At 61.4% G+C, this 23,956-nt stretch carries 19 protein-coding genes and 4 tRNA genes; 12 read left to right on the top strand and 11 right to left on the bottom strand.

Annotated elements, in window-relative coordinates; translation table 11 throughout:
- Positions 1 to 6 precede the first annotated feature (6 nt).
- From AB5I84_RS07885 to AB5I84_RS07870, 4 genes are read right to left on the bottom strand one after another with little or no spacing between them, the layout of a single operon-like run.
- Entirely contained in the window at positions 7 to 741 is a 735-nt protein-coding gene (locus tag AB5I84_RS07885; RefSeq protein WP_369455306.1) for a UDP-2,3-diacylglucosamine diphosphatase, read from the bottom strand.
- Positions 738 to 1,322, bottom strand: a complete 585-nt coding sequence (locus AB5I84_RS07880; RefSeq protein ID WP_369455305.1) for a peptidylprolyl isomerase — start codon at positions 1,320 to 1,322, stop codon at positions 738 to 740. Before AB5I84_RS07880 ends, AB5I84_RS07885 begins: the two co-directional genes overlap by 4 nt.
- Before the next feature lie 11 nt (positions 1,323 to 1,333).
- Positions 1,334 to 1,954 (bottom strand): peptidylprolyl isomerase, encoded by a 621-nt coding sequence (locus AB5I84_RS07875; RefSeq protein ID WP_369455304.1) that lies wholly within the window; start codon positions 1,952 to 1,954, stop codon positions 1,334 to 1,336.
- Between the two features lie 50 nt (positions 1,955 to 2,004).
- Positions 2,005 to 2,502 (bottom strand): peptidylprolyl isomerase, encoded by a 498-nt coding sequence (locus AB5I84_RS07870; protein ID WP_369455303.1) that lies wholly within the window; start codon positions 2,500 to 2,502, stop codon positions 2,005 to 2,007.
- A gap of 131 nt (positions 2,503 to 2,633) precedes the next feature.
- On the opposite strand from AB5I84_RS07870, the gene AB5I84_RS07865 reads away from it, so the two are divergent.
- The gene (locus AB5I84_RS07865) at positions 2,634 to 4,310 is read left to right on the top strand and encodes a glutamine--tRNA ligase/YqeY domain fusion protein (RefSeq protein WP_369455302.1); all 1,677 of its coding nucleotides are present in this window, start codon (positions 2,634 to 2,636) and stop codon (positions 4,308 to 4,310) included.
- A 50-nt stretch (positions 4,311 to 4,360) separates the two neighbouring features.
- Complete coding sequence (locus AB5I84_RS07860; protein WP_369455301.1) at positions 4,361 to 5,029, top strand: hypothetical protein; 669 nt, start codon at positions 4,361 to 4,363, stop codon at positions 5,027 to 5,029.
- Positions 5,030 to 5,099: 70 nt separating this feature from the next.
- Here the strand turns inward: AB5I84_RS07860 and folD are convergent, their stop codons facing one another.
- Entirely contained in the window at positions 5,100 to 5,945 is an 846-nt protein-coding gene (gene folD, locus AB5I84_RS07855; RefSeq protein ID WP_369455300.1) for a bifunctional methylenetetrahydrofolate dehydrogenase/methenyltetrahydrofolate cyclohydrolase FolD, read from the bottom strand.
- A 197-nt stretch (positions 5,946 to 6,142) separates the two neighbouring features.
- Between folD and AB5I84_RS07850 the strand changes: the two genes are divergently transcribed.
- The 10 genes from AB5I84_RS07850 to AB5I84_RS07805 all read left to right on the top strand — a co-directional run bounded on the left by AB5I84_RS07850 (position 6,143) and on the right by AB5I84_RS07805 (position 15,306).
- A tRNA-Pro gene (locus AB5I84_RS07850) sits at positions 6,143 to 6,219 on the top strand.
- A 31-nt stretch (positions 6,220 to 6,250) separates the two neighbouring features.
- Positions 6,251 to 6,327 (top strand) — tRNA-Arg (locus AB5I84_RS07845).
- 33 nt (positions 6,328 to 6,360) lie between these two features.
- Positions 6,361 to 6,436 (top strand) — tRNA-His (locus AB5I84_RS07840).
- Positions 6,437 to 6,590: 154 nt separating this feature from the next.
- Positions 6,591 to 7,925 carry a trigger factor gene (tig, locus tag AB5I84_RS07835; RefSeq protein ID WP_369455299.1) on the top strand — a complete coding sequence of 445 codons (1,335 nt, stop codon included), beginning with the start codon at positions 6,591 to 6,593 and terminating at the stop codon, positions 7,923 to 7,925.
- 173 nt (positions 7,926 to 8,098) lie between these two features.
- On the top strand, positions 8,099 to 8,740 hold the full coding sequence (gene clpP / locus AB5I84_RS07830; protein ID WP_369455298.1) for an ATP-dependent Clp endopeptidase proteolytic subunit ClpP: 642 nt from the start codon (positions 8,099 to 8,101) through the stop codon (positions 8,738 to 8,740).
- A gap of 100 nt (positions 8,741 to 8,840) precedes the next feature.
- Complete coding sequence (gene clpX / locus AB5I84_RS07825) at positions 8,841 to 10,145, top strand: ATP-dependent protease ATP-binding subunit ClpX (protein ID WP_369455297.1); 1,305 nt, start codon at positions 8,841 to 8,843, stop codon at positions 10,143 to 10,145.
- A gap of 42 nt (positions 10,146 to 10,187) precedes the next feature.
- The gene (lon, locus tag AB5I84_RS07820) at positions 10,188 to 12,584 is read left to right on the top strand and encodes an endopeptidase La (RefSeq protein WP_369455296.1); all 2,397 of its coding nucleotides are present in this window, start codon (positions 10,188 to 10,190) and stop codon (positions 12,582 to 12,584) included.
- A gap of 199 nt (positions 12,585 to 12,783) precedes the next feature.
- Positions 12,784 to 13,056, top strand: coding sequence for an HU family DNA-binding protein (locus tag AB5I84_RS07815; RefSeq protein WP_369455295.1), 273 nt, complete (start codon positions 12,784 to 12,786; stop codon positions 13,054 to 13,056).
- 13 nt (positions 13,057 to 13,069) lie between these two features.
- Positions 13,070 to 13,146: transfer RNA gene (locus AB5I84_RS07810), tRNA-Asp, on the top strand.
- Positions 13,147 to 13,365: 219 nt separating this feature from the next.
- On the top strand, positions 13,366 to 15,306 hold the full coding sequence (locus AB5I84_RS07805; RefSeq protein ID WP_369455294.1) for a SurA N-terminal domain-containing protein: 1,941 nt from the start codon (positions 13,366 to 13,368) through the stop codon (positions 15,304 to 15,306).
- 363 nt (positions 15,307 to 15,669) lie between these two features.
- Here AB5I84_RS07805 and AB5I84_RS07800 read toward each other — a convergent pair whose 3' ends face one another.
- The 6 genes from AB5I84_RS07800 to AB5I84_RS07775 form a co-directional block, all read right to left on the bottom strand.
- On the bottom strand, positions 15,670 to 16,467 hold the full coding sequence (locus AB5I84_RS07800) for an enoyl-ACP reductase FabI (protein WP_369455293.1): 798 nt from the start codon (positions 16,465 to 16,467) through the stop codon (positions 15,670 to 15,672).
- A 158-nt stretch (positions 16,468 to 16,625) separates the two neighbouring features.
- A complete protein-coding gene (locus AB5I84_RS07795; protein ID WP_369455292.1) occupies positions 16,626 to 18,206 on the bottom strand; it encodes an ABC transporter ATP-binding protein in 1,581 nt (526 codons plus the stop codon).
- Positions 18,203 to 19,231 carry an ABC transporter permease gene (locus AB5I84_RS07790; RefSeq protein WP_439650195.1) on the bottom strand — a complete coding sequence of 343 codons (1,029 nt, stop codon included), beginning with the start codon at positions 19,229 to 19,231 and terminating at the stop codon, positions 18,203 to 18,205. The genes AB5I84_RS07795 and AB5I84_RS07790 overlap by 4 nt, the downstream gene beginning before the upstream one ends.
- A complete protein-coding gene (locus tag AB5I84_RS07785; RefSeq protein ID WP_369455291.1) occupies positions 19,231 to 20,328 on the bottom strand; it encodes a microcin C ABC transporter permease YejB in 1,098 nt (365 codons plus the stop codon). Before AB5I84_RS07785 ends, AB5I84_RS07790 begins: the two co-directional genes overlap by 1 nt.
- Positions 20,325 to 22,106, bottom strand: coding sequence for an extracellular solute-binding protein (locus tag AB5I84_RS07780; RefSeq protein WP_369455290.1), 1,782 nt, complete (start codon positions 22,104 to 22,106; stop codon positions 20,325 to 20,327). The genes AB5I84_RS07785 and AB5I84_RS07780 overlap by 4 nt, the downstream gene beginning before the upstream one ends.
- A gap of 143 nt (positions 22,107 to 22,249) precedes the next feature.
- Positions 22,250 to 23,833: a LysM peptidoglycan-binding domain-containing protein gene (locus AB5I84_RS07775; protein ID WP_369455289.1), complete on the bottom strand. Its 1,584-nt coding sequence runs from the start codon at positions 23,831 to 23,833 to the stop codon at positions 22,250 to 22,252.
- Positions 23,834 to 23,956: the final 123 nt, after the last annotated feature.

Genomic DNA, 23,956 nt, shown 5'->3' with positions numbered 1-23,956 from the left:
GCCTGCTCAGGGGGCCAGCGCGAACTCTTCCAGTGCCAGCTGACCGGTGGCATCAGCGCGGATCAACCAACCGGTGTCATTCCAATCGCCCAATACCCAGCGGCGCCCGGTGCCGCGTGTAAGGCGCACTTCGTGTACCGCAGGGCGATGAGTGTGGCCATGGATCAACTCCGCAACGCCGGCTGCTTCCATGGTGCGTACCACTTCGGCCGGGGTTACATCCATGATGTTCTCGGCTTTATTGGCGTTGTTCTGCTGGCTTTGCATGCGCAGCATCTGTGCGATCATGCGGCGCTGCTCCAGCGGTTTGGCGAGCATGTCGGCCTGCCAAGCTGGATCGCGCACTTGGGCGCGAAATGCCATGTATTTCTCGTCCAGCGTGCACAAGTTGTCGCCGTGCATCAGCAGCACTGGGGTGCCGTAGAGGTCCACCACCGTGCCTTCCTCCAGCATGGTGCCGCCGGTCTGGGCGGCAAATTGTGCGCCCAGCAGGAAGTCACGGTTGCCGTGCAGGAAGAACAGCTTGCTGCCTTTGTCGCTGAACGCGCGAAAAGCAGCGACAGCGTCCAGATTGAAGGCGCTGTCGTCGTCATCGCCAATCCAGGTTTCAAACAAATCACCGAGCACATAAAGCGTGTCACATTGGCCCGCATGGTCGGCCAGTAGACGCTTGAGCGCGGCCAGATGCTGCGGGCGCTCTGCGTCCAGATGCAGATCAGAGACCAGTAGGCTGTAGTTCAATTCCAAATCTCGCTGATGCTTGAAATATAGACCGGCGTAACCGGAATGTCGGTTATCTTAAGCCGCCCGATAAGGAAAGCATCGGTGGGGGTGGCGCTGATCCGGTCAACGACGTCCATCCCTTCGATCACCCGGCCGAACACAGCGTAGCCCCACTCATCATCGTTCTTGCCACGAAAATCGAGAGAAGGGTTATTCGTCGTGTTGATAAAGAACTGTGCCCTGCCAGAGTGCGGGTCTCTGCCACGCGCCATGGCCACGGTGCCGCGTCGGTTACGTAGGCCATTGTCGGCTTCGTTTCTCACTGGCGGCAGTGACGTCGTCTTCTCATGCAAGCCACCTTTATGGTTCAGCGTCATGCCGCCGCCCTGAATCATGAAGTCTGGAATGACGCGGTGAAACAGGGTGTTGTCGTAGAACCTGCTGTTCACATAGGCGAGGAAGCTGCGGACGGTGTAGGGCGCCTTCAGTTCTTCTAGGGCAATGACCACTCGGCCCTCGGAGGTTTCCATGACCACTCGTCTTTCGGCCTGCGCCGTCAGCGGTCCAAGTAAGGCCAGAACAACCAGCAGTATACGCATCAGACTCGCTCTCATTGTGCGCTCTCGCCAGCCACTTGCGCGCTTTCGTCAGCCGCGTTGTCGCGGCGGATAGAGCGGATTTCGATGGCGCGCATTGGTACGTCACCCGTCGGGTAGCCTTCCAGCATGCCACGTCCGGTGGGCGTGGCGCTGATGCGGTCGACCACGTCCATGCCTTCCACCACTCGGCCGAATACGGTGTAGCCCCAACCTGGGCCGCTCTTAGCGCGGAAATCCAGAGCGCGGTTATCCACCGTATTAATGAAGAACTGGGCGGTGGCGGAGTGCGGGTCGTTGGTGCGTGCCATGGCCAGGGTGCCGCGCTGGTTGCGCAGACCGTTGTCGGCTTCATTGTCAATCGACGCACGGGTGTCCTTCTGCAGGTAGCCGCGATCGCCCTTGGTGAAGCCGCCGCCCTGAATCATGAAGCGGGGAATGACGCGGTGGAATACCGTGCCATCGTAGAACTTGTCGTCCACATAAGTAAGGAAGTTGGCGACGGTGTTAGGGGCTTTCTCGTCTTCGAGGGCGATCACAACCTGCCCCTCGGAGGTGTCCATAATCACCCGGGTGTCGGCGTAGGCCGCCGCCAGCGGGCCGAGCAGGGCCAAAGCAAACAGCAGTGCGCGCATCAGATTCTCCTTGGCAGCAGAGCAGGGCGCCGGCAACCCGGCGCCGCCGATCACTCTTCGATCAAAGTGGCGCTTTCGATCAGCACCGGCTCGGTGGGGACGTCTTGGTGGAAGCCGTTGCGACCGGTGGCGACGGCCTTGATCTTGTTGACTACGTCCATGCCTTCTACCACCTCACCGAACACGCAGTAGCCCCAGCCGTCCTGGGAACGTGCTTTGTCGAGGAACAAGTTGTCGGCCACGTTGATAAAGAACTGGGCGGAAGCAGAGTGCGGATCCGGGGTGCGTGCCATGGCCACGGTACCAGTCACGTTGGACAGGCCGTTGGCAGACTCGTTCTGGATGTTGGCACGGGTGGTCTTCTGTTCCATGGCGTCGGTGAAGCCGCCGCCCTGGATCATGAAGTTGCCGATGACGCGGTGGAAGATGGTGCCGTTGTAGAAGCCGTCGCGCACATATTGAGCGAAGTTGGCGGCGGTTTCCGGAGCTTTTTCGGTCTCCAGGCGGATGACGATGGTGCCGTAGGTGGTGTTCAGTGCGGCCTTCATGGGACCGTCCCTCCAAGCTTTGACTGGTAAGGGCCGCACTGTACACTAGCCGCCTCGAAAACCGGAAATCTACTCCGGCCTGCCAATCCCTATTCGCTTGCCGCTTCCTGCCACAGGGCACTCATACGCGCATGACAGACTCCATTGAAGTACCGACGAATTTCATCCGTCAGATCATTGATCGTGACCTGGCGGAGGGTAAGAACGAAGGCAAGGTGGTGACCCGTTTCCCGCCGGAGCCCAACGGTTATCTGCACATTGGCCACGCCAAATCGATCTGCCTCAACTTCGGTTTGGCGGAGAGCTACCAGGGCCTGTGTCACCTGCGTTTCGACGACACCAACCCGGAGAAGGAATCCGAGGAGTATGTGCGCTCCATTATGGAAGACGTGCAATGGCTCGGCGGCCAGTGGGACGGCGAGGTGCGTTACGCCTCCGATTACTTCGACATCCTCTATGACTGCGCATTGGAACTGGTGCGCCAAGGGCTGGCCTATGTCGACACTCAGTCGGCGGAGCAGATTGCCGAGCAGCGCGGCGACTTTAAGCGCCCAGGCCAGAATAGCCCGCACCGCGAGCGCAGTGCCGAGGACAGTCTGGCGTTGATGGAGCGCATGCGCGCCGGTGAATTTGACGACGGTGCAGCGGTGCTGCGCGCCCGCATCGACATGCAGTCGCCGAACATGAACATGCGCGACCCGGTGCTGTACCGGATCCGCAAAGTGACCCACCACCAGACTGGCGACCGTTGGTGCGTGTATCCGATGTATGACTTCACCCATCCGATCTCGGATGCGCTGGAAGGCATCACCCACAGCCTGTGTACGCTGGAATTCGAAGATCACCGTCCGCTGTACGACTGGACGCTGGATCATCTGGAAGGTTACCTGCGTGGCCGCGACCTGCTGCCGGCGCGGCCGCGTCAGTACGAGTTCGCACGCTTGAACCTAAATGCCTCGGTGACCAGCAAGCGCAAACTCAAGCAGCTGGTGGATGAGCGCCACGTGGAGGGTTGGGATGATCCGCGTATGCCGACCATTTCCGGCCTGCGTCGGCGCGGCTACACCGCCGCCTCGATCCGCCGCTTCTGCGACATGGTCGGTGTGTCCCGGGCGGGGTCGATTGTGGACATGGGCATGCTGGAAGCCGCGATCCGTGACGACCTCAACACCAACGCGCCGCGCGCCATGTGTGTACTGCGGCCACTAAAGCTGGTGCTGCGCAACTGGCCGGAGGGCCATGTGGAGCAGCTGGTGGCGCCGAACCATCCGCAGGATGAAAGCATGGGCACGCGCAGCATCCCGATGGAGCGTGAAGTATTCATTGACCGCGAAGACTTCCTCGAGGAAGCCAACAAGAAGTTCAAGCGGCTGGTGCTGGGTGACGAAGTTCGGCTGCGCTACGGCTATGTGGTCAAGGCCGAAGAGATCGTGCGCGACGCTGATGGCGAGATCATTGAGATCATCGGCAGCTACGACCCCGATACGCTCGGCAAGAATCCGGAAGGACGCAAGCCGCGCGGCGTCATCCACTGGGTCCCGGCAACCTTGTCCCGTGCCTGCTCGGTGCGCCTCTACGACCGGCTGTTCACCGAAGAAAATCCGGACAAGGCGGAAGGCGGCTTCTTGGCGGCGATCAACCCGGCGTCGCTGACGCTGTGTGCCGAGGCGCGGGTGGAACCGAACATCTCGGTGGCACCAGAAAGCCGCTTCCAGTTCGAGCGCGAAGGCTACTTCTGTGCTGACCCGGACAGTACCGACGCGGCGCCGCTGTTCAACCGTACCGTGGGGCTGCGTGAGTCGTTCTGACGATCGACGCCGGACGTACAGGGATGGATCAAAAACGGGTGGGGGTTGGCATGGTACGCAACGCGAAAGCATGGGGCGGGTGGGTGTTGATGGCGGCGCTGGCGGCGTGCAGTGATCCGCTGCCGGTCCCGGCGCCGGAAGGACCAGGCGGGGGTGAGGGTGACGACAGCTGCGCCGGCGAGCCGCTGGTGGCGGTGCTGCCATCCACCGGTGAACGGCCGGACGGGGTTGGTTTCACTGCTCGCAATTGCCATGCCGGCCGGGTCGAGCACTATTACGGCGATGACGACCACTATGTGGTGTTCTCGATTCAAGACACTCGTCGCCCGGTGCCGGATGAGTTGGCGGCCCTGGGTAAGGGGCCGCAAGAGGCTTGGCAGACCAGCATGACGCTGGCGCGCGAGTTGACCGGCGGTTCGGTGGCGGCGCTGCGTGAAAGCGCCGAGCGTTCGCTGCAGGAGCCGGCGATTCTAGACGTGATCGGCGGCGAGCGGTTTCTGCCGCTGGTGATCGAGGTTGGTGCGGATGCGTTAGTCGGCGGTGGCTGGTCGCAGGAGGAAACGGTCACCAGCGCCGAGCTGCTGGGGCTGGTGCATGATCGCTATGTGGTGCTGGTGCGCCGCAGCAATGACCGTGACGAGATTCACGATCGCCATGAAGCGGGTCAGGTGTTCCAGCCGATGGTGGATATGATGCACTGGTCAGCGCTGGAGCGCTGAGCGTCTGGCCATTGATCGACGTAATGAAAAGGCCCGCAATCGCGGGCCTTTTTTCATGGCGCTGCGAGACTCAGTCGAGGGCTTTCTCGCCGGCCGCGAGGGTCTGGAAGATCAGGGTATTAATAGTCATCGGGCCGACGCCGCCCGGCACCGGGGTCCAAGCGCTGACGCGGTCGGTCAGCGGGCCGAGTTCGATGTCGCCAACACCGCCGGGGTGATAGCCAGCATCGACCACCACCGCGCCATCTTTGATCCATTCGGCCTTGATGAACTCCGGCTTGCCGACAGCGCCTACGACGATGTCGGCCTGACGAATGTGATCGGCCAGGTTCTCGGTGCGTGAATGGCAGATGGTGACGGTAGCGTTGGCGCCCAGCAGCATCATCGCCATCGGCTTGCCGAGGATCGGACTGCGGCCCACGACTACTGCGTGGCGGCCAGAGAGCGGCACTTGGTAGTGTTCTAGCAGGCGCATGATGCCTTTCGGCGTGGCGCAGCCGTAGGCGTCTTCGCCCATGCTCATGCGGCCGAAGCCGAGGCAGGTCACACCGTCCACGTCTTTTTCCAGCGCGATGGCGTCAAAACAGGCGCGCTCATCAATTTGGGATGGCACCGGGTGCTGCAGCAAGATGCCGTGCACGTCCGGATCGCGGTTCAGCTCTTCAATGGCGGCCAGCAGTTCAGCGGTAGTGGTAGAGGCGGGCAGTTCCACTTTGATGGAACCCATGCCGACGCGCTCGCAGGCGTTGCCCTTCATCTTCACGTAGGTGGCGGACGCAGGGTCCTCGCCGACCAAAATAGTGGCCAGTTGCGGGGTGCGACCATTGGCCCGGGCCTTCAGTTGCGCCACGCGGGCGCGCATGTCGTCTTCAAATTCTGCTGCCAAGGCTTTGCCGTCGAGAACCAGTGCGGTCATCGGTGAGGTCTCCGGAGCTCAGTGCGTGTACAAAAGGGAAGGGTGCAGGGACCGGCGCACGCCGGTGCAAGGGGCGCGATTCTCGCACGGAACCATCAGTTTGGGCAAAATGCGCCCAACCGGTTCATTTACGGGTGTTTTCCGTTGACGACCCCGGGGGGCGACAGTATTATGCCGCCTCGCTCGAGTTGATCGATCGGGGTGTAGCGCAGTCTGGTAGCGCGCCTGCTTTGGGAGCAGGATGTCGGGGGTTCGAATCCCTCCTCCCCGACCAATTCGATTGGCGTCAGAGCAATACGAACAACGCGCCTGTAGCTCAATCGGATAGAGCAACGGCCTTCTAAGCCGTAGGTTGCAGGTTCGAACCCTGCCAGGCGTGCCAAACACGGCAGAGTCTGGCTGGAAAGTTTTAGTGGTGGCTGTAGCTCAGTTGGTAGAGCCCCGGATTGTGACTCCGGTGGTCGCGGGTTCAAGTCCCGTCAGCCACCCCACTATTCAAAAGAACCCGGCATTGCCGGGTTTTTTTGTCTCTGCTCCGTGTAGCTCAGCTGCACGCCTTCCGTTATAATCCGGCCCCTTCTGTGGGCAGCTGTCGCAGCGATGCCCTCGAACCCGATATTTTGATGCCTTGAAAAAGAGGAAGTTATGCAGGTTTCCGTGGAAACGACTTCAGGACTGGAACGGCGGCTGACGGCAGGTGTACCCGCTGAGAAATTGGACTCCGCGGTGGATGCACGCCTGCAGGACGCACGCAAGAACCTGCGTCTGCCCGGCTTCCGTCCCGGCAAGGTGCCGATGATTGAGGTCAAGCGCCGCTTTGCCGCTGCCATGCGCGCCGAAGCTGCTGAAGAACTGATGCGTGAGCAGTTCATCAAGGCGATCCAAGAGCAGAACATTGAGCCGGCTGGTCTGCCGCGTTTCGAGCCGACCGTCAACGAAGCTGGCAAGGACCTTGAGTTCGTGGCCACCTTCGAGGTGTACCCGGAAGTGACGCTGGCCGGTTTCGACAGCATCCAGGTGGTGCGCCCGCACGCTGAGATCGGCGATGCGGACATCGACAAAATGATCGAGAACCTGCGCGAGCAGCGTTCCCTGTTCAAGGAAAAAGACGGCGCTGCCGCTGACGGCGACCGCGTCAACATCGACTTTGCCGGCTCCCTGAACGGTGAAGCGTTCGAAGGCGGCACTGCCAAGGGCCAGCAACTGGTACTCGGCTCCGGCCAGATGATCCCGGGCTTTGAAGACGGCATCGTTGGCATGAAAGCCGGTGACACCAAGACTATCGACGTGACCTTCCCTGAGGATTACCAAGCCGAGAACCTGAAAGGCCAGGCTGCTCAGTTTGAAATCACCGTCAATAAGGTCGAGGCCAAAACGCTGCCGGACGTGGACGCTGAGTTCATGAAACTGTTCGGCATCGAAGACGGCAACATGGACGGCCTGCGCGCGGAAGTGCGTAAGAACATGGAGCGCGAGCTCAAGAACGCCGTGAAGGGCAAGGTCAAAGAGCAGGCCATGGCGTCACTGGTGAAGCAGCACGAATTCGACGTGCCGAACGCACTGGTGAATGGTGAAATCCAACGCATGCGCCAGCAGATGATGCAGCAGTTTGGCGGCCAGGCCGGCAACTTCGATCCGAGCATGCTGCCGGCGGAGCTGTTCACCGAGCAGGCGCAGCGCTCCGTGCGTTTGGGCCTGATCGTGCGTCGCATCATCGAGCAAAACGATGTGAAGCTGGATGAGGCGCGCGTACGCACCCAGGTGGAAGAAATTGCTTCCCAATACGAGCAGCCGCAGGAGCTGATCGACTGGGTTTACGGCAACAAACAGCAACTTCAGCAAATTGAAGCGGCGGTACTGGAAGATCAAGTGATCGATCTGATCTTGGCTGCCGCCAAGGTGGAAGAGCGCGCCATGTCCTATGAGGACGCAGTGCGCCCGGCCGCCCGTGATGAAGGCGACGATGCTGACGAAGCCTGATTTTTCGGCTTAATCCGCAGTAAAAATGGGGCCTTTGGCCCCATTTTTCGTTTCTTTGCCCCCGGTTTGCGCAAGAAATGCGCAACCAGTGCCCCGCAAGCGGCTGTGCTGTGGACGCCTCAACGTGGGGCGTCATAAGATGCAGCGAAGCTCTTTCTACGCAGGAATTACGCATGATTGATTTGTCAGCAATGTCCTCCCTGGCGACCAGCCAGTCCCGGAACTCGGCGGATCTGGCCTTGGTGCCCATGGTGATCGAGCAGACCTCCCGCGGTGAGCGTTCGTTCGACATCTACTCCCGCTTGCTGAAGGAGCGCATCATTTTCCTGGTGGGGCAGGTGGAAGACCACATGGCGAACCTCATTGTCGCCCAGATGTTGTTCCTTGAAGCGGAAAACCCGGACAAGGACATTCACCTGTACATCAACAGTCCGGGCGGTTCAGTGACCGCCGGCATGTCGATCTATGACACCATGCAGTTCATCAAACCGAACGTGTCGACCATGTGCATCGGCCAGGCGGCCAGCATGGGCGCATTCCTGTTGGCGGCCGGTACCGCCGGCAAGCGCATGGCGCTGCCGAATTCGCGGGTGATGATTCACCAGCCGCTGGGTGGCTTCCAAGGCCAAGCGTCCGACATCGAAATTCATGCTCGTGAGATTCTTAAGATCAAGGCGCGTCTCAATGAGCTGCTGGCGCACCACACCGGCACCGAGTTGTCCCGCATTGAGCAAGACACCGACCGCGACAACTTCATGTCGGCGGAACAAGCGCGTGAATATGGCCTGATCGACCAGGTAATGGAGCGTCGCTGAGCCAGTCAGCCGAAGGAATCGGCGCCGTGTGACGGCGCCGCCCTTGAAAAACGGGCCTGAGCCCGCATCAACCAGCCGAGCGCAATGAGAGGCCAACCTGATGAGCGAACATTCCGGCGGAAAAGGCGACGACGGCAAACTGCTGTACTGCTCCTTCTGCGGCAAGAGCCAGCATGAAGTCCGCAAGTTGATTGCCGGTCCCTCCGTGTTCATCTGTGATGAGTGCGTGGACCTGTGCAACGACATCATCCGCGAGGAAGTCAGCGAGGATGATGCCGACGGTGAACAGAAGAGCCTGCCGAAGCCGCACGAAATTAAATCCACCCTCGATGAGTACGTGATCGGGCAGGACCGTGCCAAGAAAGTGCTGGCGGTAGCGGTTTACAACCACTACAAGCGCCTGCGCACCGGCGAAGCTAAATCCGGTACCCGCAAGGGCGATGGTATCGAGCTGTCGAAGAGCAACATCCTACTGATCGGGCCCACCGGCAGCGGTAAGACGTTGCTGGCCGAAACGCTGGCCCGGTTGCTCAATGTGCCGTTCACCATTGCTGACGCCACCACCCTGACCGAAGCCGGTTATGTGGGTGAGGACGTGGAAAATATTATCCAGAAGCTGCTGCAGAAATGTGACTACGATGTTGAGCGCGCCCAGATGGGCATCGTTTACATCGACGAGATCGACAAAATCTCGCGTAAGTCTGACAACCCGTCGATCACCCGTGATGTATCGGGTGAGGGCGTGCAGCAGGCGCTGCTGAAGCTGATCGAGGGCACTGTGGCGTCAGTGCCGCCGCAGGGTGGGCGCAAGCATCCGCAGCAGGAGTTCCTGCAGGTGGACACCTCCAATATCTTGTTCATTTGTGGTGGTGCCTTTGCCGGTCTGGAGAAAATCATCCGTGACCGTTCAGAGAAGGGCGGTATCGGCTTCTCAGCGGAAGTGAAGAGCAAGGAAAGCGGCGCGCTGAACATCGGCAAGACGCTGACCGAAGTGGAGCCGGAAGACCTGGTGAAGTTCGGTCTGATCCCGGAATTCATCGGCCGTCTGCCGGTGATCGCCACGCTCGAAGAACTGTCCGAAGAGGCACTGGTGCAGATCCTCACCGAGCCACGCAACGCACTCACCAAGCAGTACGGCCATTTGTTCGAGATGGAAGGGGTGGAGCTGGACTTCCGCGAAGACGCGCTGCGTGCCATTGCCCAGAAAGCAATGGAGCGCCGCACCGGTGCACGGGGTCTGCGTTCGATCCTTGAGAACGTGCTGCTCGACTCCATGTATGACGTGCCGGCGCTGGAAGGCGTCAGCAAGGTGGTCATCGACGCTGCCGCCATTCGCGGCGAGTCGGAGCCGTTGCTGATTTACGCCCGCAGCGAACAGCCGCCTTCCAAGGTCGCCCCGGACTGAGTCCGGGGCGGTGTGTTCCGCCGAGCGCCAACGAGGCCCGTCGTGTTGAAAGATATTCCTTTGCTGCCACTGCGTGATGTGGTGGTGTACCCGCACATGGTCATTCCGTTGTTTGTCGGTCGCGCCAAGTCGATCCGTGCACTGGAACTGGCCATGGCCGGCGACAAACAGGTGCTGCTGGTGGCCCAGCGTAACGCCTCCGACGATGATCCGGTGGCGGATGACCTGCATACCGTCGGCACCGTTTCCACCATTCTGCAGATGCTGAAATTGCCGGACGGCACCGTGAAGGTGTTGGTCGAGGGTGTGCAGCGTGGCCAGGTTTCGAAAGTGCGCAGCGACGATGAGTGTGCACTGGCCGATGTACGCCTGTTGGCCGACCGAGCGCCGGAAGGTGCCGAGGCTGACGCGCTGGTGCGCAAGCTGATCGAGCAGTTCGAGCAGTACGTGAAGCTGTCGAAGAAAGTGGCCCAGGAGATCGTGACGTCGGTGTCGTCGATCGACGAACTGCCGCGTCTGACTGATACCATCGCCGCGCACCTGCAGTTGAAGATCGACGAGAAGCAGGACGTGCTGGAGATGGTCGACGTGATCCAGCGCGTCGAGCACTTGGTCGCGCTGATGGACGCTGAAATCGACATCCTCAATGTCGAAAAGCGCATCCGCGGCCGGGTCAAGAAACAGATGGAGAAAAGCCAGCGCGAGTACTATCTGAATGAGCAGATGAAAGCCATCCAGAAAGAACTCGGCGACATGGACGAGGGCGGTAACGAGACCGAAGAGCTGGAGAAAAAAATCCAGGCGGCCGGTATGCCCAAGGAGGCGCGCGACAAAGCGCTGGCTGAGCTCGGCAAACTGCGCATGATGTCGCCGATGTCTGCTGAAGCGACAGTAGTACGCAGCTATCTCGATTGGATGGTGACGGTGCCGTGGAAGAAGCGTTCCAAGGTCCGTAACGACTTGAAGGTGGCGCAAGATATCCTCGACCAAGACCACTACGGCTTGGAAGAAGTGAAGGATCGCATCCTCGAATTTCTTGCTGTGCAAAGCCGTGTCGGCAAGGTCAAAGGTCCGGTGCTGTGCCTGGTCGGGCCGCCGGGGGTGGGCAAGACCTCACTCGGTCAGTCGATCGCCAAGGCCACTAACCGCAAGTTTGTGCGCATGGCACTGGGTGGCGTGCGCGATGAGGCGGAAATTCGCGGTCATCGCCGCACTTACATTGGCTCGATGCCGGGCAAGGTGATCCAGCGCCTGTCCAAGGTTGGCGTACGCAATCCGCTGTTCCTGCTCGACGAAATCGACAAGATGGGCATGGATATGCGCGGCGACCCGTCGTCGGCGCTGCTGGAAGTGCTCGACCCGGAACAGAACGGCACGTTCAACGACCACTACCTGGAAGTCGATTTCGATTTGTCGGAAACATTGTTCATCTGCACCTCCAACTCGATGAACATCCCAGCGCCGTTGCTGGACCGGATGGAAGTGATTCGGATCCCTGGTTACACCGAGGACGAGAAGATCAACATCGCGCGCCAATACTTGGTGCCGAAGCAGGCGGAAGCCAACGGTCTTAAGAAAGGTGAGCTGACGTTCGACGACGAAGCGTTGCAGTACATTGTGCGTCATTACACCCGCGAAGCTGGCGTGCGCGGGCTCGAGCGAGCGATCAGCAAGGTGTGCCGTAAGGTCGTAAAAGCGCACCTGCTGGCCGGCAGCGACGAGCCAGTGCAGGTTACCGAGGCGACGGTGGAAACCTACCTTGGCGTGCGTAAGTTCGACTTCGGTCGCGCCGAGGAGCAAGACCAAGTGGGGCAGGTGACCGGTTTGGCGTGGACCTCGGTGGGCGGCGAGCTGCTCACCATTGAAGGGGTGTCGACGCCAGGCAAGGGCATGGTAACCATGACTGGTTCGCTCGGTGATGTGATGCAGGAATCGATTCGCGCCGCCTACACGGTGGTCAAAAGCCGTGCGGCATCGCTGGGTGTGCGTCGTCGTCAGCTCGAACGCAGCGATTTCCACATCCACGTGCCGGAAGGTGCGACGCCGAAAGACGGGCCCAGTGCCGGGATCGCCATGTGCACCACCTTGGTGTCCGTGCTGACCGGTATTCCGGTAAAAGCAGAAGTGGCGATGACCGGTGAGATCACTCTGCGTGGTCAGGTACTGCCCATTGGCGGCTTGAAAGAAAAACTGCTGGCCGCCAAACGCGGCGGCATCCGCACCGTGTTGATCCCGTTCGACAACGAACGTGACTTGAAGGAAATCCCGGACAACATCATGGCCGGGCTGGAGATCAAGCCGGTGAAGTGGGTTGATGAAGTATTGGAGCTGGCATTGCAGCACTTGCCGGCGCCGCTGACCCCGGAAGAAGTGGAAGCAGATTTGGCGACTGCTGAGGACACTAAATCCTCCGAAGCAGATCGCATCAGTACCCACTGAAAGCACCCTTGACCCGCTTCGGGTCAAGGGTTTTTTCGTGCGCTTGTGCAAGGGTAATTAACGCAACTGTAAAGGCTCCACGACTCGGCTGCATGCTTCCTTGACGGGTTCTGAGGCCGTTGGTATAAAGGCCGCTTCCGTTACAGGGACGTGTCGAGCGCTCCAGTGGAAAACCGGAAAATCATAAAAGGGGTTTTTTGTGAACAAATCTGAACTCATCGATGCCATCGCAGCATCCGCGGACATTTCCAAAGCAGACGCTGGCCGTGCACTGGACGCCACCATTGAGGCCATCACCACTGCCCTGAAAGGCGGTGATTCCGTGTCCCTGGTTGGCTTCGGCACCTTCACCGTGAAAAAGCGCGCCGCCCGTGAAGGCCGCAACCCGCAGACCCGCGAAGTGATCCAAATCGCGGAAGCCAACGTACCGGGCTTCAAACCGGGCAAGGCACTGAAAGACGCGGTTAACTGAGCGCCCAGGTTCAGGAGCGGTAGTTCAGTCGGTTAGAATACCGGCCTGTCACGCCGGGGGTCGCGGGTTCGAGTCCCGTCCGCTCCGCCAACATCAAAGCGTATCCCTCGGGATGCGCTTTTTTGTTATGGGCTGCCGGCAACGGAACAAAGCGTCGGCAATTGTTGTCAGCCCTGCTCAGGTCGCCTATATATAGCAGCCGGCCCGGCCCACCGGGCTTCGACACTATCAAGCATGGTCATGGTGTTCCGCCGTACCCTGGGGGCAGGCGCGGAAGCCGGATGGGTGTGCGCCGCAACGGAGACAATAATGCAAGGCTTCAGGAAATTCCTGCAGGGACCAGGTGGCAAGATCCTGCTGGCACTGATCATAGTGCCGTTTGTGATCACCGCCTTTTACGGCTACTTCACCGGGGGCAACAGCGGCGACGTCGTGGCGCGCGTGGATGACACGCCGATCTACCGCAGCGTGGTGGAAGATCGCGTGCGGGTGACCCGCGCCAACATGATGCGTCAATCACCGAACCTGGACCCGCGCCTGCTGGAAAGCATCGTCACCGCACCGATGGTGTTGCAGGGCATGGTCAACAACTTGGTCATCCTGAGTGCCGCAAAATCGTCCGGCATGCAGATCAGCGATGAGCAGGCCGGCAGCCTGCTGATGCAGATGGAAGACTTCCAGATCAATGGCCGCTTCGACATGGCGCTGTTTGAGCGCACCGTCCGTGCCTACGGTCATACGCCGTCCACCTTCTTGGTGGCGATCAAGGATGAAGTGCTGGCCAACCAGATCCGTGCCGGCTACGAGGACACCGAATTCGCACTGCCCTACGAACTGGCCGACCTGCGTCGCCTGGGTGAGCAGCAGCGTGATGCGCGCTACGTGCAGCTGACGCTGAGCCAGCTGGCCGCCAGTGTTGAGATCAGCGACGAGCAAGTGAAAGCCTATTACGACAGCCATCTGGGCGACTTCATGCGGCCGGATGAATACCAGTTGGAGTACATCGAGCTGAGCCGGGCGGCGTTTGCCGATCAGGTTGATGTTTCCGAGCAGGCACTGCGTGATGAGTTTGACGCCCGTCAGCGCGTGGCCCAGCAGCAAGGCGGCGCGTTCGAAGAGCGCCGCCAAGTGGCGCACATGCTGTTCCGGATTACCGCCGAGCGTGATGAAGCGGCGGCCATTGCCGAAGCTGAGAAAGTTCGTGCGGAGCTGTCTGCCGGCAGTGCTGATTTCGCAACGCTGGCCAAGGCGCATTCTGAAGATATCGCCACGCGCAATAACGGCGGTCGGCTCGGTCTGCTGACCCGCGAAGCATTGGGTGGTGAGCTAGCCCAAGTCACCTTCGCGCTGGAGAAAGGCGAAGTGTCGCAGCCGGTGCGCAGCGACGACGGTATCCACCTGCTGACCGTTACTGATATCCGCGTGCCGCGCCAGCCGACCTTTGAAGAGCAGCGCCAGGCATTGCTGGAAGAACTGCGCGAATCGCGGCAGGAAGAGTTGTTGGCTGATGCGGTGCCGCGGCTGGAAGAGATGGCATTTGAGCACCCAGATCTGACGGTGCCGGCGGAAACGCTGGGCCTGTCGCTGAAAACGTCACCGTTCTTCACGCTGAGCCAACCGCAAGGCATTGCCGCGGAGCACGATGTGCGCGCGGAACTGAATGAGCGCTCGGTACTGTCTGGTCAGCAGAATAGCCGCTTGATCGAACTCAGCGACAGCCGCTTCGTGGTGGTGCGGGTTGCCGATCACCGTCCGGAAACGCAAATGGAGCTGGCTGAAGTGCAGGATGATATCCGCGCCCGCCTGCAACGTGATGCGGCGGCTGAGCAACTGGCCCAGCAGGAAGACCGTGCCCGTGCCTTGCTCAGCGAAGGTGCCGATCTCGCCGCTATTGCTGACGCCTGGCAGCACCCGGTGGAATCTTTGGAAGGGGTAGAGCGGGGTGGTGATAGCCGTAACAATGCGGTGGCAGAGCGGCTGTTCCGCATGGCGCGCCCGCAAGAGGGCGACACCATGACAGAGGTGTTCCGCCTCGATAATGGCGACTTGGCTGCGGTGATGCTGATCGCTGTGCGCGATGGCCAGGTAGACGGCCTCGACGACCAGCAGCAAGCAGAAGCGCTGTTACGTCTGGCCGAGTTGGAGGGTGGCAACACCTTCCGCCGCGTGATGACCTGGATGCGTGAGACCGGCGACGTCAAGCTGTACCTGGATCGCCTGACTTCCGCAGCAGAAGGCGAGGTCGAGTAAACGGCTCGGTCGATCAAAAAAAGCGCGGTGTGAGCCGCGCTTTTTTTATGTCTGCGCAGCGGTCTTTGGACGGCGGCGAGTAGGTCATTGAGGTGGGTGCTCGGCCCGAGGTTATAGCGCGCCGCGCAGGTCCGAGGCGGCTCACATTCGGGGCGGACACAGCGGCTGCCGATCCGCCGAGAGGGATGCAACCACACAGAGCCATCGCGGGGCGGCTGGAATGCTTGCTGCGTTGATGGTGCGTCACTGGACGAGGCGCCGGAGCGGCCTAGGAATGCGGCCGAGTTTGGCGGGCTCAGGCGAGATTGAAAGCAAAAAAAAGCGCGGCTGTTGCCGCGCTTTTGCTGTGGGCAGTCAGCCCTGTTACTCGATGTCCTGGGTGGTGTGCACGGTGCTGGCACCGCTGTCCACGTACAGGATCTCGCCGGTGATGCCGGACGCCAGGTCTGAGCACAGGAAGGCCGCAGCGTTGCCGACTTCCTCGATGGTGACATTGCGACGCAGCGGCGCTTTGGCGGCGTTGGCGTCGAGCATGTCGCGGAAGCGCTTGATGCCGGATGCCGCCAGAGTGCGAATCGGTCCAGCGGAAATGGCGTTCACGCGGATGCCTTCCGGGCCCATGCTGCTGGCCAGATAACGCACACCCGCTTCCAAGCTGGCCTTGGCCATGCCCATCACGTTGTAGTTCGGCACGGTCTGCATGGAAGCATGGTAGGTCAGCGTCAACAGGCTGCCTCGACGTGCTTTCAGCAATGCGTGGCCTGCTTTGGCCAGCGCCACCAAGCTGTAGGCGGAAATGTCGTGGGCAATACGGAAGCCGTCACGGGTGGCCACGTCAACGAAGTTGCCGTCCAGTTCATGGGCGGGGGCGAAGCCCACGGCGTGGACGATGCCGTCAATGCCGTCGCTCCAGCGCGCCGTCAGTTCAGCAAACACTGCGTCGATCTGGGCGTCTTCCGCCACATCGCAGGGGAAGCACAGCTCGGTGCTGCTGCCGAACGCCAGCGCGGCTTTTTCCACGCGGGTGCGCAGCTTGTCGTTCTGGTAGGTGAAGGCCAGTTCGGCCCCTTGGCGGTGCATGGCTTCGGCAATGCCCCAGGCGATGGAGCGCTCGCTGGCGATGCCGACGATCAGGAAACGTTTGCCGCTAAGAAAGCCCATGGAACATCCTCTCACTTCAGAATTCAGGGAGCGGGCGCAGTATACCCGCAGGCAACTCATTGGCGCCGGTCCGGCGCTATTTTTGTGACTGCACGGTAGCGGAAATGGCCGCGGGCACACACCGCTAAAGTGCAACCACCTGTTACTGTTGGTGCGCTTCAGCGGGCGAACGCGGCGGCCAGCAATTGTTGCGTGTAAGGGTTTTGCGGCTGCTGGAACAACGTCTCGGTGGCACCACTTTCGACCACCTTACCGTCCTTCATCACTAGCACCTGGTGGCTGATGCTGCGCACCACTTTGAGGTCGTGGCTGATAAAGAGGTAGGTCAGCCCATGGCGTTGCTGCAGCCGTTTCAGCAGGGTCAGCACCTGGTGCTGCACGCTGCGGTCCAGTGCCGAGGTCGGTTCGTCCAGAATCAGCACCTGCGGGTGCAGAATCAGCGCCCGGGCAATGGCGATGCGCTGGCGCTGGCCGCCGGAAAACTCATGCGGATAGCGGTGTGCGGCATCAGCCTCCAATCCCACCTCGGATAGCATTTCCTGCAGCCGTTGATCCTGTTCCGCCGCAGACAGCTGTGGCAGATGCACCCGCAGCCCCTCGGTAATGATCTGGCCGACGGTCAGGCGCGGGTTGAGCGTACTCCACGGGTCTTGGAATACCACTTGCAGCCGCGCTCGCACTGGTCGCAACGCGCGCGTACCGCGCAGGGTGTCGAGTTGCTGGTCGCCGAGGCGGATGCTGCCGTCACTGCGGATCAGCCGCAGCAGCGCCAGCGCCAGTGTGCTTTTGCCGCTGCCGCTTTCGCCAACAATGCCCAGCGTCTGCCCTGGTGCGACCTGTAACGAGACCTTATCCACGGCATGCAGCCAGCGACGGGGGCGGAACAGCGGTGTGGGCTGTTTGAAACGTACACTCAAGCGTTCGGCCGCCAGTAACGGGGCAGCATCGGGGAGGGCCGCAGGACTCGCTTGGCCATCGGGTTCCGAGGCCAGCAAATGGCGCGTGTATTCCGCCTGCGGTGCCGTCAGTACCTGTTGCGCCGGGCCGTGTTCCACCACGCGGCCCTGGTGCATCACTGCCACGTCATCGGCGTGGCCGGCGACCACGCCGAGGTCGTGGGTGATCAGCAGCACCGCCAAGCCAAGTTCGTTCTGCAGCTGTTTTAGCAAGGACAGAATGCCGGCCTGCACGGTGACATCGAGCGCGGTCGTGGGTTCATCGGCAATCAGCAGTTCCGGGCCGTTGGCCAGCGCCATGGCGATCATCACCCGCTGGCGTTGGCCGCCGGAGAGCTGGTGCGGAAAGCGCTCAAGGAAACGTTCCGGATCTGGCAGTTGCACTTGGGCCAGCAACTCCAGCGTGCGTTGGCGCACCGCGCTGGCACTCAGGCGTTGGTGCACTTGCAGGCACTCACCGATCTGGCGCGATACCCGATGCAGGGGGTTCAGAGCACTGAGCGGCTCCTGAAAAATCATGCCGATGCGGCGGCCGCGCAGGCTACGCATCTGCGCGTCGTTGCAATGCAGGAGGTCTTCGCCGGCTAGGGTGATGGCGCTGGCCGACATCATGGCGCTGTGGGGCAGCAGCCGCATTAGGGCCAGTGCCGTGAGCGACTTGCCGGAGCCGGACTCGCCCACCAGCGCCAGCATGCGTCCGCGTTGCAGCGACAGCGACAGCTGGTCCACCACGGTGTGGTCGCCAAAGCGCACGCTCAGGTCTGTGACAGACAGAAGACTCATGCCAGGTACTTCCTCGGATCGAACGCATCGCGCACTGCTTCGCCGATAAAGATCAGCAGTGACAGCAGCAGCGCCAGAGCTATGAAGCCGGACAGCGCCAGCCAGGGGGCGTGCAGGTTGGCTTTGCCCTGTGCCAGCAGTTCGCCCAGCGACGGCGAGCTGGCCGGCAATCCGAAGCCCATGAAGTCCAGCGTGGTGAGGGTGACGATGGCGCCGTTGACGATGAACGGCATGAACGTCAGCGTCGCCACCATGGCGTTGGGCAGGATATGGCGGAACATCACCACCGGCGCCGAGACCCCCAGGGCTTGGGCGGCACGTACATAGTCGAGGTTGCGGCAGCGCAGGAACTCTGCGCGCACCAAGTCCGACAGCGCCATCCACGAGAACAGCAGCAAGATCACCAGCAGTGACCAGAAGCTGGGCACCACGAAACTCGACAGTATGATGATCAAGTACAGGATCGGCATGCTCGACCACACTTCGATCAGCCGTTGGCTGACCAAATCAGTCCAGCCGCCGTAGTACCCTTGCACCGCGCCCACGGCGATGCCGATCACTGCACTGGCCGCCATCAGCAACAGGCCAAACAGAATCGAGGTGCGGTAGCCGTAGAGGATGCGCGCCAGCACATCGCGGCCTTGGTTGTCGGTGCCGAGCCAGTTTTCCGCGGACGGTGGCGCGGGGCTTGGTACCTGCAAGTCGTAGTTGATGGTGGTGTGATCGAAGCGAATTAGCGGCCACAGCATCCAGCCATCGGCGTTAATCAGTTCCTGCACCACCGGGTCACGGTAATTGGCCTCGGTATCGAAGAAGCCGCCGAAGGTGGTTTCCGGGTAGCTCACCAGCACCGGGGTATACCAGTCGCCTTGGAACTGCACCAACAGCGGTCGCTCATTGGCAATGAAGCGCGCGCCCAGCGCCAGCACTGCCAGCAGCGCAAACAGCCACAGCGCCCAATAACCGCGGCGGTTGGCGCGGAACGCTGCCCATTGGCGGCGCATCACCGGACTCACTTTCAGCATCACACCGACCTCCGTTCGAAATCGATGCGCGGGTCCACCCACATATAGGTGAGATCGCTGACCAGTTTCAGCACCAAGCCGATCAAGGTGAAGATGAACAGGGTGCCGAACACCACTGGGTAATCGCGCTCGATTACCGCCTCAAAACCGAGCAGGCCGAGGCCATCAAGCGAGAACACATACTCGATCAGCAGCGAGCCAGTGAAAAACAGCGAGATAAACGCCGCCGGGAGGCCGGCGATCACGATCAGCATGGCGTTGCGGAACACATGGCGGTACAGCACCTGGCGCTCGGTCAGTCCCTTGGCGCGGGCGGTTTGGACGTACAGTTTGCTGACTTCATCCAAGAACGAGTTCTTGGTGAGCATAGTAAGGGTAGCGAAGTGGCCAATGACGATGGCAATGGTTGGCAGTGTGATGTGCCACAGGTAGTCCGCTGCCTTCCCCAGCGGGCTGAGGTCGGCCCAGTTTTCGGAGGTGAGTCCGCGCAGCGGGAACCACTCCAAATAGCTACCGCCGGCGAACAGCACCACCAGCAGTAGACCGAACAGGAAACTCGGAATCGCGTAGCCGATGATCACCGCCATGCTGCTCCAAGTGTCGAATGGGGTGCCGTGGCGTACGGCCTTGCGGATGCCAAGCGGAATTGACACCAGGTAGGTCAGTAAGGTGCTCCACAATCCGAGCGAAATGGACACCGGCAGCCGCTCGGCGATCAGTTCCACCACTGAGCGGTCGCGGAAATAACTGTCGCCGAAATTGAGGGTGGCGTAGTTCTTCACCATCAAGGCAAAGCGCTCCGGCGCCGGCTTGTCGAAACCGTACAATTGTTCAATGCGAGCGATTAACTCAGGTGGTAGCCCTTGGGCCCCGCGGTAGCCGGTCTGGTCGTGGCTACTGTGCGGGCGGCCCATTAGGTCGCCGCCGCCTCCGCCGCCGAACTGCGCGGCGGCGCCGGTATGATTGCCTTTGAGCTGGGCGATCATGCGTTCCACCGGGCCGCCGGGAGCGGCCTGAATCACCATGAAGTTAAGCAGCAGGATGCCGAACAGCGTCGGCACAATCAGCAGCAGACGACGCAGCAGATAGCGACTCATCGGGTGACCTGGCGTTGATCCCACCACGCATCCAGCGGCAGCCCGTAAGGGGCGTTGCCGTCTGGATGGGCCAGATGACGCGAGTAGGCCAACCGGAAGCGGTCCAAGTACCAGTTGGGAATCACGTAATGGCCCCACTGCAGCGCCCGGTCCAGCGCGCGGGTGGCGGTGACCAGTGCCGCACGATCCGGCGCGCGGATCACATTTTCCACCAACTGATCAATGGCCGGGTCTTTAAGGCCGAGGGTGTTGCGCGAATCAGGCCGGTCAGCGGCGGACGACGACCAGAAGTCACGCTGCTCATTGCCCGGCGAATTGGATTGCGGGAATACGTCGATCAGCATGTCGAAATCAAAGCGGCGTTTGCGCTCCACGTATTGCGGCTGGTCGACACGGCGCACGGTGGCGCGCACGCCGAGGGTGGCCAGGTTGCGCACCAGTGGCTGGATCACCCGTTCGAACACCGGGTTGTCGAGCAGGATCTCAAACTGTACTGGCTTGCCATCCGGGGTGTGCAGCTGTTTGTCCACCAAGGTGTAGCCGGCATCGCGCAGCATCTTCTGTGCCACCATCAGGTTGGCGCGTGGTCGGCCACTACCGTCGGTCACCGGCGGTTGGTAAGCCTCGGTAAACACCCGCGCCGGTAACTGGTCGCGCAGCGGCGTCAGCAGGGCTAACTCTGCTGCCGAGGGCAGGCCAGTGGCCGCCAGTTCGGAATTTTGGAAGTAACTGCGAGTACGGCGGTACTGGCCGTGAAAGATATTCTGGTTGGTCCATTCGAAATCGAACGCATAACCCAGCGCTTCACGCAGTACCGGATCTTGGAACAGCGGTCGGCGCAGGTTGAACACGGTGCCTTGCATGCCGGTCGGCAGCTGGTGTTGGAAGGTCTCGAGGATGATATCACCGCGGCTCAGCGCCGGCCCCTGATAACCATTGGCCCAGTTGGCGGCGCTCTGTTCCTGGCGCAGGTCGTAGCGACCGGCCTTGAAGGCTTCCAACGCGACCGTGTCATCGAGGTAGTACTCAAAGCTGATGCGGTCAAAGTTATAGCGGCCGCGGTTCACCGCCAGATCCTTGCCCCAGTAATCATCGCGGCGTTGGTAAACGATGCGTTTGCCGGCTTCCACCGTCACCGCGCGGTAGGGTCCGCTGCCCAGCGGCGGCTCCAGCGTGCCACGGCTGAAATCGCGCTCGGCCCAGTAATGTTTCGGCAGTACTTGCAGCTGGCCGACGATCAACGCCAGCTCCTGATTTTCACCGGCGGCGAACGAGAAGCGCACGGTGTGTGCATCCAGCGCTTCTACTTTCTCAACGTCGTGGTAGTAGAAGGCGTACAGCGGCGACCCTTTTTCCACCAGTGCGTGGAACGAGAACACCACGTCCTCAGCGGTGACCGGGCTGCCATCGGCAAAGCGGGCCTGTGGGCGCAGCCGGTAGGTGACACTGCTGCGATCGTCGGCAATGTCGATGGTCTCGGCCAGCAGGCCGTACTGGGTGAAAGGCTCGTCATCGGACGCCACGGTCAGCGTGTCGTACAGATAGCCGAGGCCGGCGGCGGGCGTGCCGCGCGGAATAAACGGATTCAGTGAATCAAAGCTGCCCACTGTGTGACGGCGCAGGGTGCCGCCTTTGGGGGCGTCTGGATTGACGTAGTCGAAATGGCTGAAGCCGGCACTGTATTTGGGCGCGCCATACATGGCTTGGGCATGCTGGGGCGCGGCGTGGGCAACTGGCGCCCACAGCAGAGGCAGGGCCAAAACAAGCAGCAGTCTCATAAAGTCCTCATTTTTCTTCTGCCGTGGGCATCCCGGCGCTATCAAAAGACCACAGAACGGGCGCGGGGTTCAGCACCGGCGGCGATGCAGCAATCGGCAGATAGTGCCACAAAGCCAGACCGGTGTGGGCAGCAGAGAGGAGGTTAGCGGCTGTTGCGAACATCCACATAGAGGGTCAACGCTTGGCCCGGTTGCAGCAGTGATCCCTGCAGCCGGTTCCAGCGGTTGATTTCACTCACCGACACATTGAAGCGGTTGGCAATGGTCGACAGCGAGTCGCCCCGGCGTACCGCGTAGTGCACCGGGCGTACGGTACTGGGGGCGGCGCTGGTCGACTGCGTGGCAGGTGTCCACACCACCAGTTGCTGGCCAGTGCGCAGGGTGTCGGCCGGGGCCATCTGGTTCCAGGCCGCCAATTCCTGCACCTGCACGCCGTAGCGCCGAGCGATCTGCCACAGTGATTCGCCCGGTTGGACTGCATGGCGCTGCTGCTGGCGTCCGCTGCGGGGGCGATCCTGCTGCCGACTCAGACGCTGTTCGGCACTGAGTGCGTAACGCTGGCCGGCGGCCGGCTGCGGAATCATCAACGTGCGGCCGGCGACGATGTTATTGCCGTTCAGCTTGTTCACTTCACGCAGCACCGCGGCGGTGGTGCCGTGTTGTTGGGCGATGCCGCTGAGGGTATCGCCGCGGGCAATGGTGTGACGCTGCCAGCGCAGCCGCTGCTCCGGCGGCAGCGCCGCGAGACCGGCGCGCAATGCTTCGGCTTGCGCGACCGGCACCAGCAGTCGGTGCGGGCCCTGTGGCGCGGTGGCCCAGCGGTTGTAGGCCGGGTTCAGCAGGTAGAGTTCATCCAGTGACATGCCGGCGAGCTTGGCGGCCTCTGACAGGTCGATCTGCCCGCCGGTGTTCACCACCTCAAAATAGGGCTGATCGGTGAGCGGTGGTAGGGTCAGCTGATGCTCATCAGGGTCGCGCACCAGTTGGGCCAGTGCCAGCAAACGTGGCACATACGCCATGGTCTCGCGCGGCAGTTCCAGGCTCCAAAAATCAGTAGCGCGACCTTGTTGCAGGTTGCGGGTGCGCGCGCGGTTTACGGTGCCGCCGCCGGCATTGTAGGCGGCTAACGCCAGCAGCCAGTCGCCGTCGAAGCGGCGTGCCAGTTGGCTCAGATAGGTGAGGGCGGCATCGGTAGACAGCAGGATGTCGCGCCGCTGGTCCTGCCACCAATCTTGCTCCAGCCCGAAATGGCGACCTGTAGAGGGCACAAACTGCCACGGGCCGGCGGCCTGACCGTGGGAGTAGGCGAACGGGTCGAAAGCACTTTCCACTACCGGCAACAGCGCCAGCTCCAGTGGCATGTCACGGCGCTCTGCTTCACTAATGATGTGGTGCAGGTAGCGCTCGCCGCGCTGGAACACCTGGTCGAAGTAGCGAGGATGCTGCAGCAGCCAACGGCGCTGGGCGTCGATGCGTGGCTGTTGTGTCGTTGGATCGGTGAGGGTGAAACCAGCGCGCAGGCGCTGCCAGAGATCGGGCTCGGTCTTGGGGACCGGTGCGGTCAACGCCAGCCGCGGGCGGGTTTCTAGGATATCAGCGTCGTGTTCAGCCTGGGCCGACATGGTGTGTGCCGGCATCGGTGCCAGCTGGTCGAGCGGCGAGGTCAGGGTGCAGCCGGTTAACAGGCTGCCCAGCGCGCCGACCAGTAGCACAGCACGGGATGTCATCGATGGAGCTCCGTCGGTCCCTGCGGCGCGCTAGGTGGGCGCCGATTGTAAAAAAGATCGCGGCAGGATACCGGCTCCATCGCCGGGCAGCGACCCTTATGGCCGCCGAGCGGAGAAAACTGT

The sequence above is a fragment of the Alcanivorax sp. REN37 genome (genome assembly GCF_041102775.1).
GTDB classification, from domain to species: Bacteria; Pseudomonadota; Gammaproteobacteria; order Pseudomonadales; family Alcanivoracaceae; genus Isoalcanivorax; species Isoalcanivorax beigongshangi.
The sequence above is the reverse complement of the archived record's forward strand: the minus strand, read 5'-3'. Positions and strand labels throughout refer to the sequence as shown.

Coding starts and splice junctions, on each gene's coding strand:
- AB5I84_RS07775 (WP_369455289.1), bottom strand. CDS start 23,833: ATGACATCCCGTGCTGTGCTACTGGTCGGCGCGCTGGGCAGCCTGTTA.
- AB5I84_RS07785 (WP_369455291.1), bottom strand. CDS start 20,328: ATGAGTCGCTATCTGCTGCGTCGTCTGCTGCTGATTGTGCCGACGCTG.
- clpP (WP_369455298.1), top strand. CDS start 8,099: ATGATTGATTTGTCAGCAATGTCCTCCCTGGCGACCAGCCAGTCCCGG.
- AB5I84_RS07790 (WP_439650195.1), bottom strand. CDS start 19,231: ATGCTGAAAGTGAGTCCGGTGATGCGCCGCCAATGGGCAGCGTTCCGC.
- AB5I84_RS07795 (WP_369455292.1), bottom strand. CDS start 18,206: ATGAGTCTTCTGTCTGTCACAGACCTGAGCGTGCGCTTTGGCGACCAC.
- AB5I84_RS07865 (WP_369455302.1), top strand. CDS start 2,634: ATGACAGACTCCATTGAAGTACCGACGAATTTCATCCGTCAGATCATT.
- AB5I84_RS07780 (WP_369455290.1), bottom strand. CDS start 22,106: ATGAGACTGCTGCTTGTTTTGGCCCTGCCTCTGCTGTGGGCGCCAGTT.
- clpX (WP_369455297.1), top strand. CDS start 8,841: ATGAGCGAACATTCCGGCGGAAAAGGCGACGACGGCAAACTGCTGTAC.
- AB5I84_RS07870 (WP_369455303.1), bottom strand. CDS start 2,502: ATGAAGGCCGCACTGAACACCACCTACGGCACCATCGTCATCCGCCTG.
- AB5I84_RS07860 (WP_369455301.1), top strand. CDS start 4,361: ATGGTACGCAACGCGAAAGCATGGGGCGGGTGGGTGTTGATGGCGGCG.
- AB5I84_RS07800 (WP_369455293.1), bottom strand. CDS start 16,467: ATGGGCTTTCTTAGCGGCAAACGTTTCCTGATCGTCGGCATCGCCAGC.
- tig (WP_369455299.1), top strand. CDS start 6,591: ATGCAGGTTTCCGTGGAAACGACTTCAGGACTGGAACGGCGGCTGACG.
- AB5I84_RS07875 (WP_369455304.1), bottom strand. CDS start 1,954: ATGCGCGCACTGCTGTTTGCTTTGGCCCTGCTCGGCCCGCTGGCGGCG.
- AB5I84_RS07880 (WP_369455305.1), bottom strand. CDS start 1,322: ATGCGTATACTGCTGGTTGTTCTGGCCTTACTTGGACCGCTGACGGCG.
- AB5I84_RS07805 (WP_369455294.1), top strand. CDS start 13,366: ATGCAAGGCTTCAGGAAATTCCTGCAGGGACCAGGTGGCAAGATCCTG.
- folD (WP_369455300.1), bottom strand. CDS start 5,945: ATGACCGCACTGGTTCTCGACGGCAAAGCCTTGGCAGCAGAATTTGAA.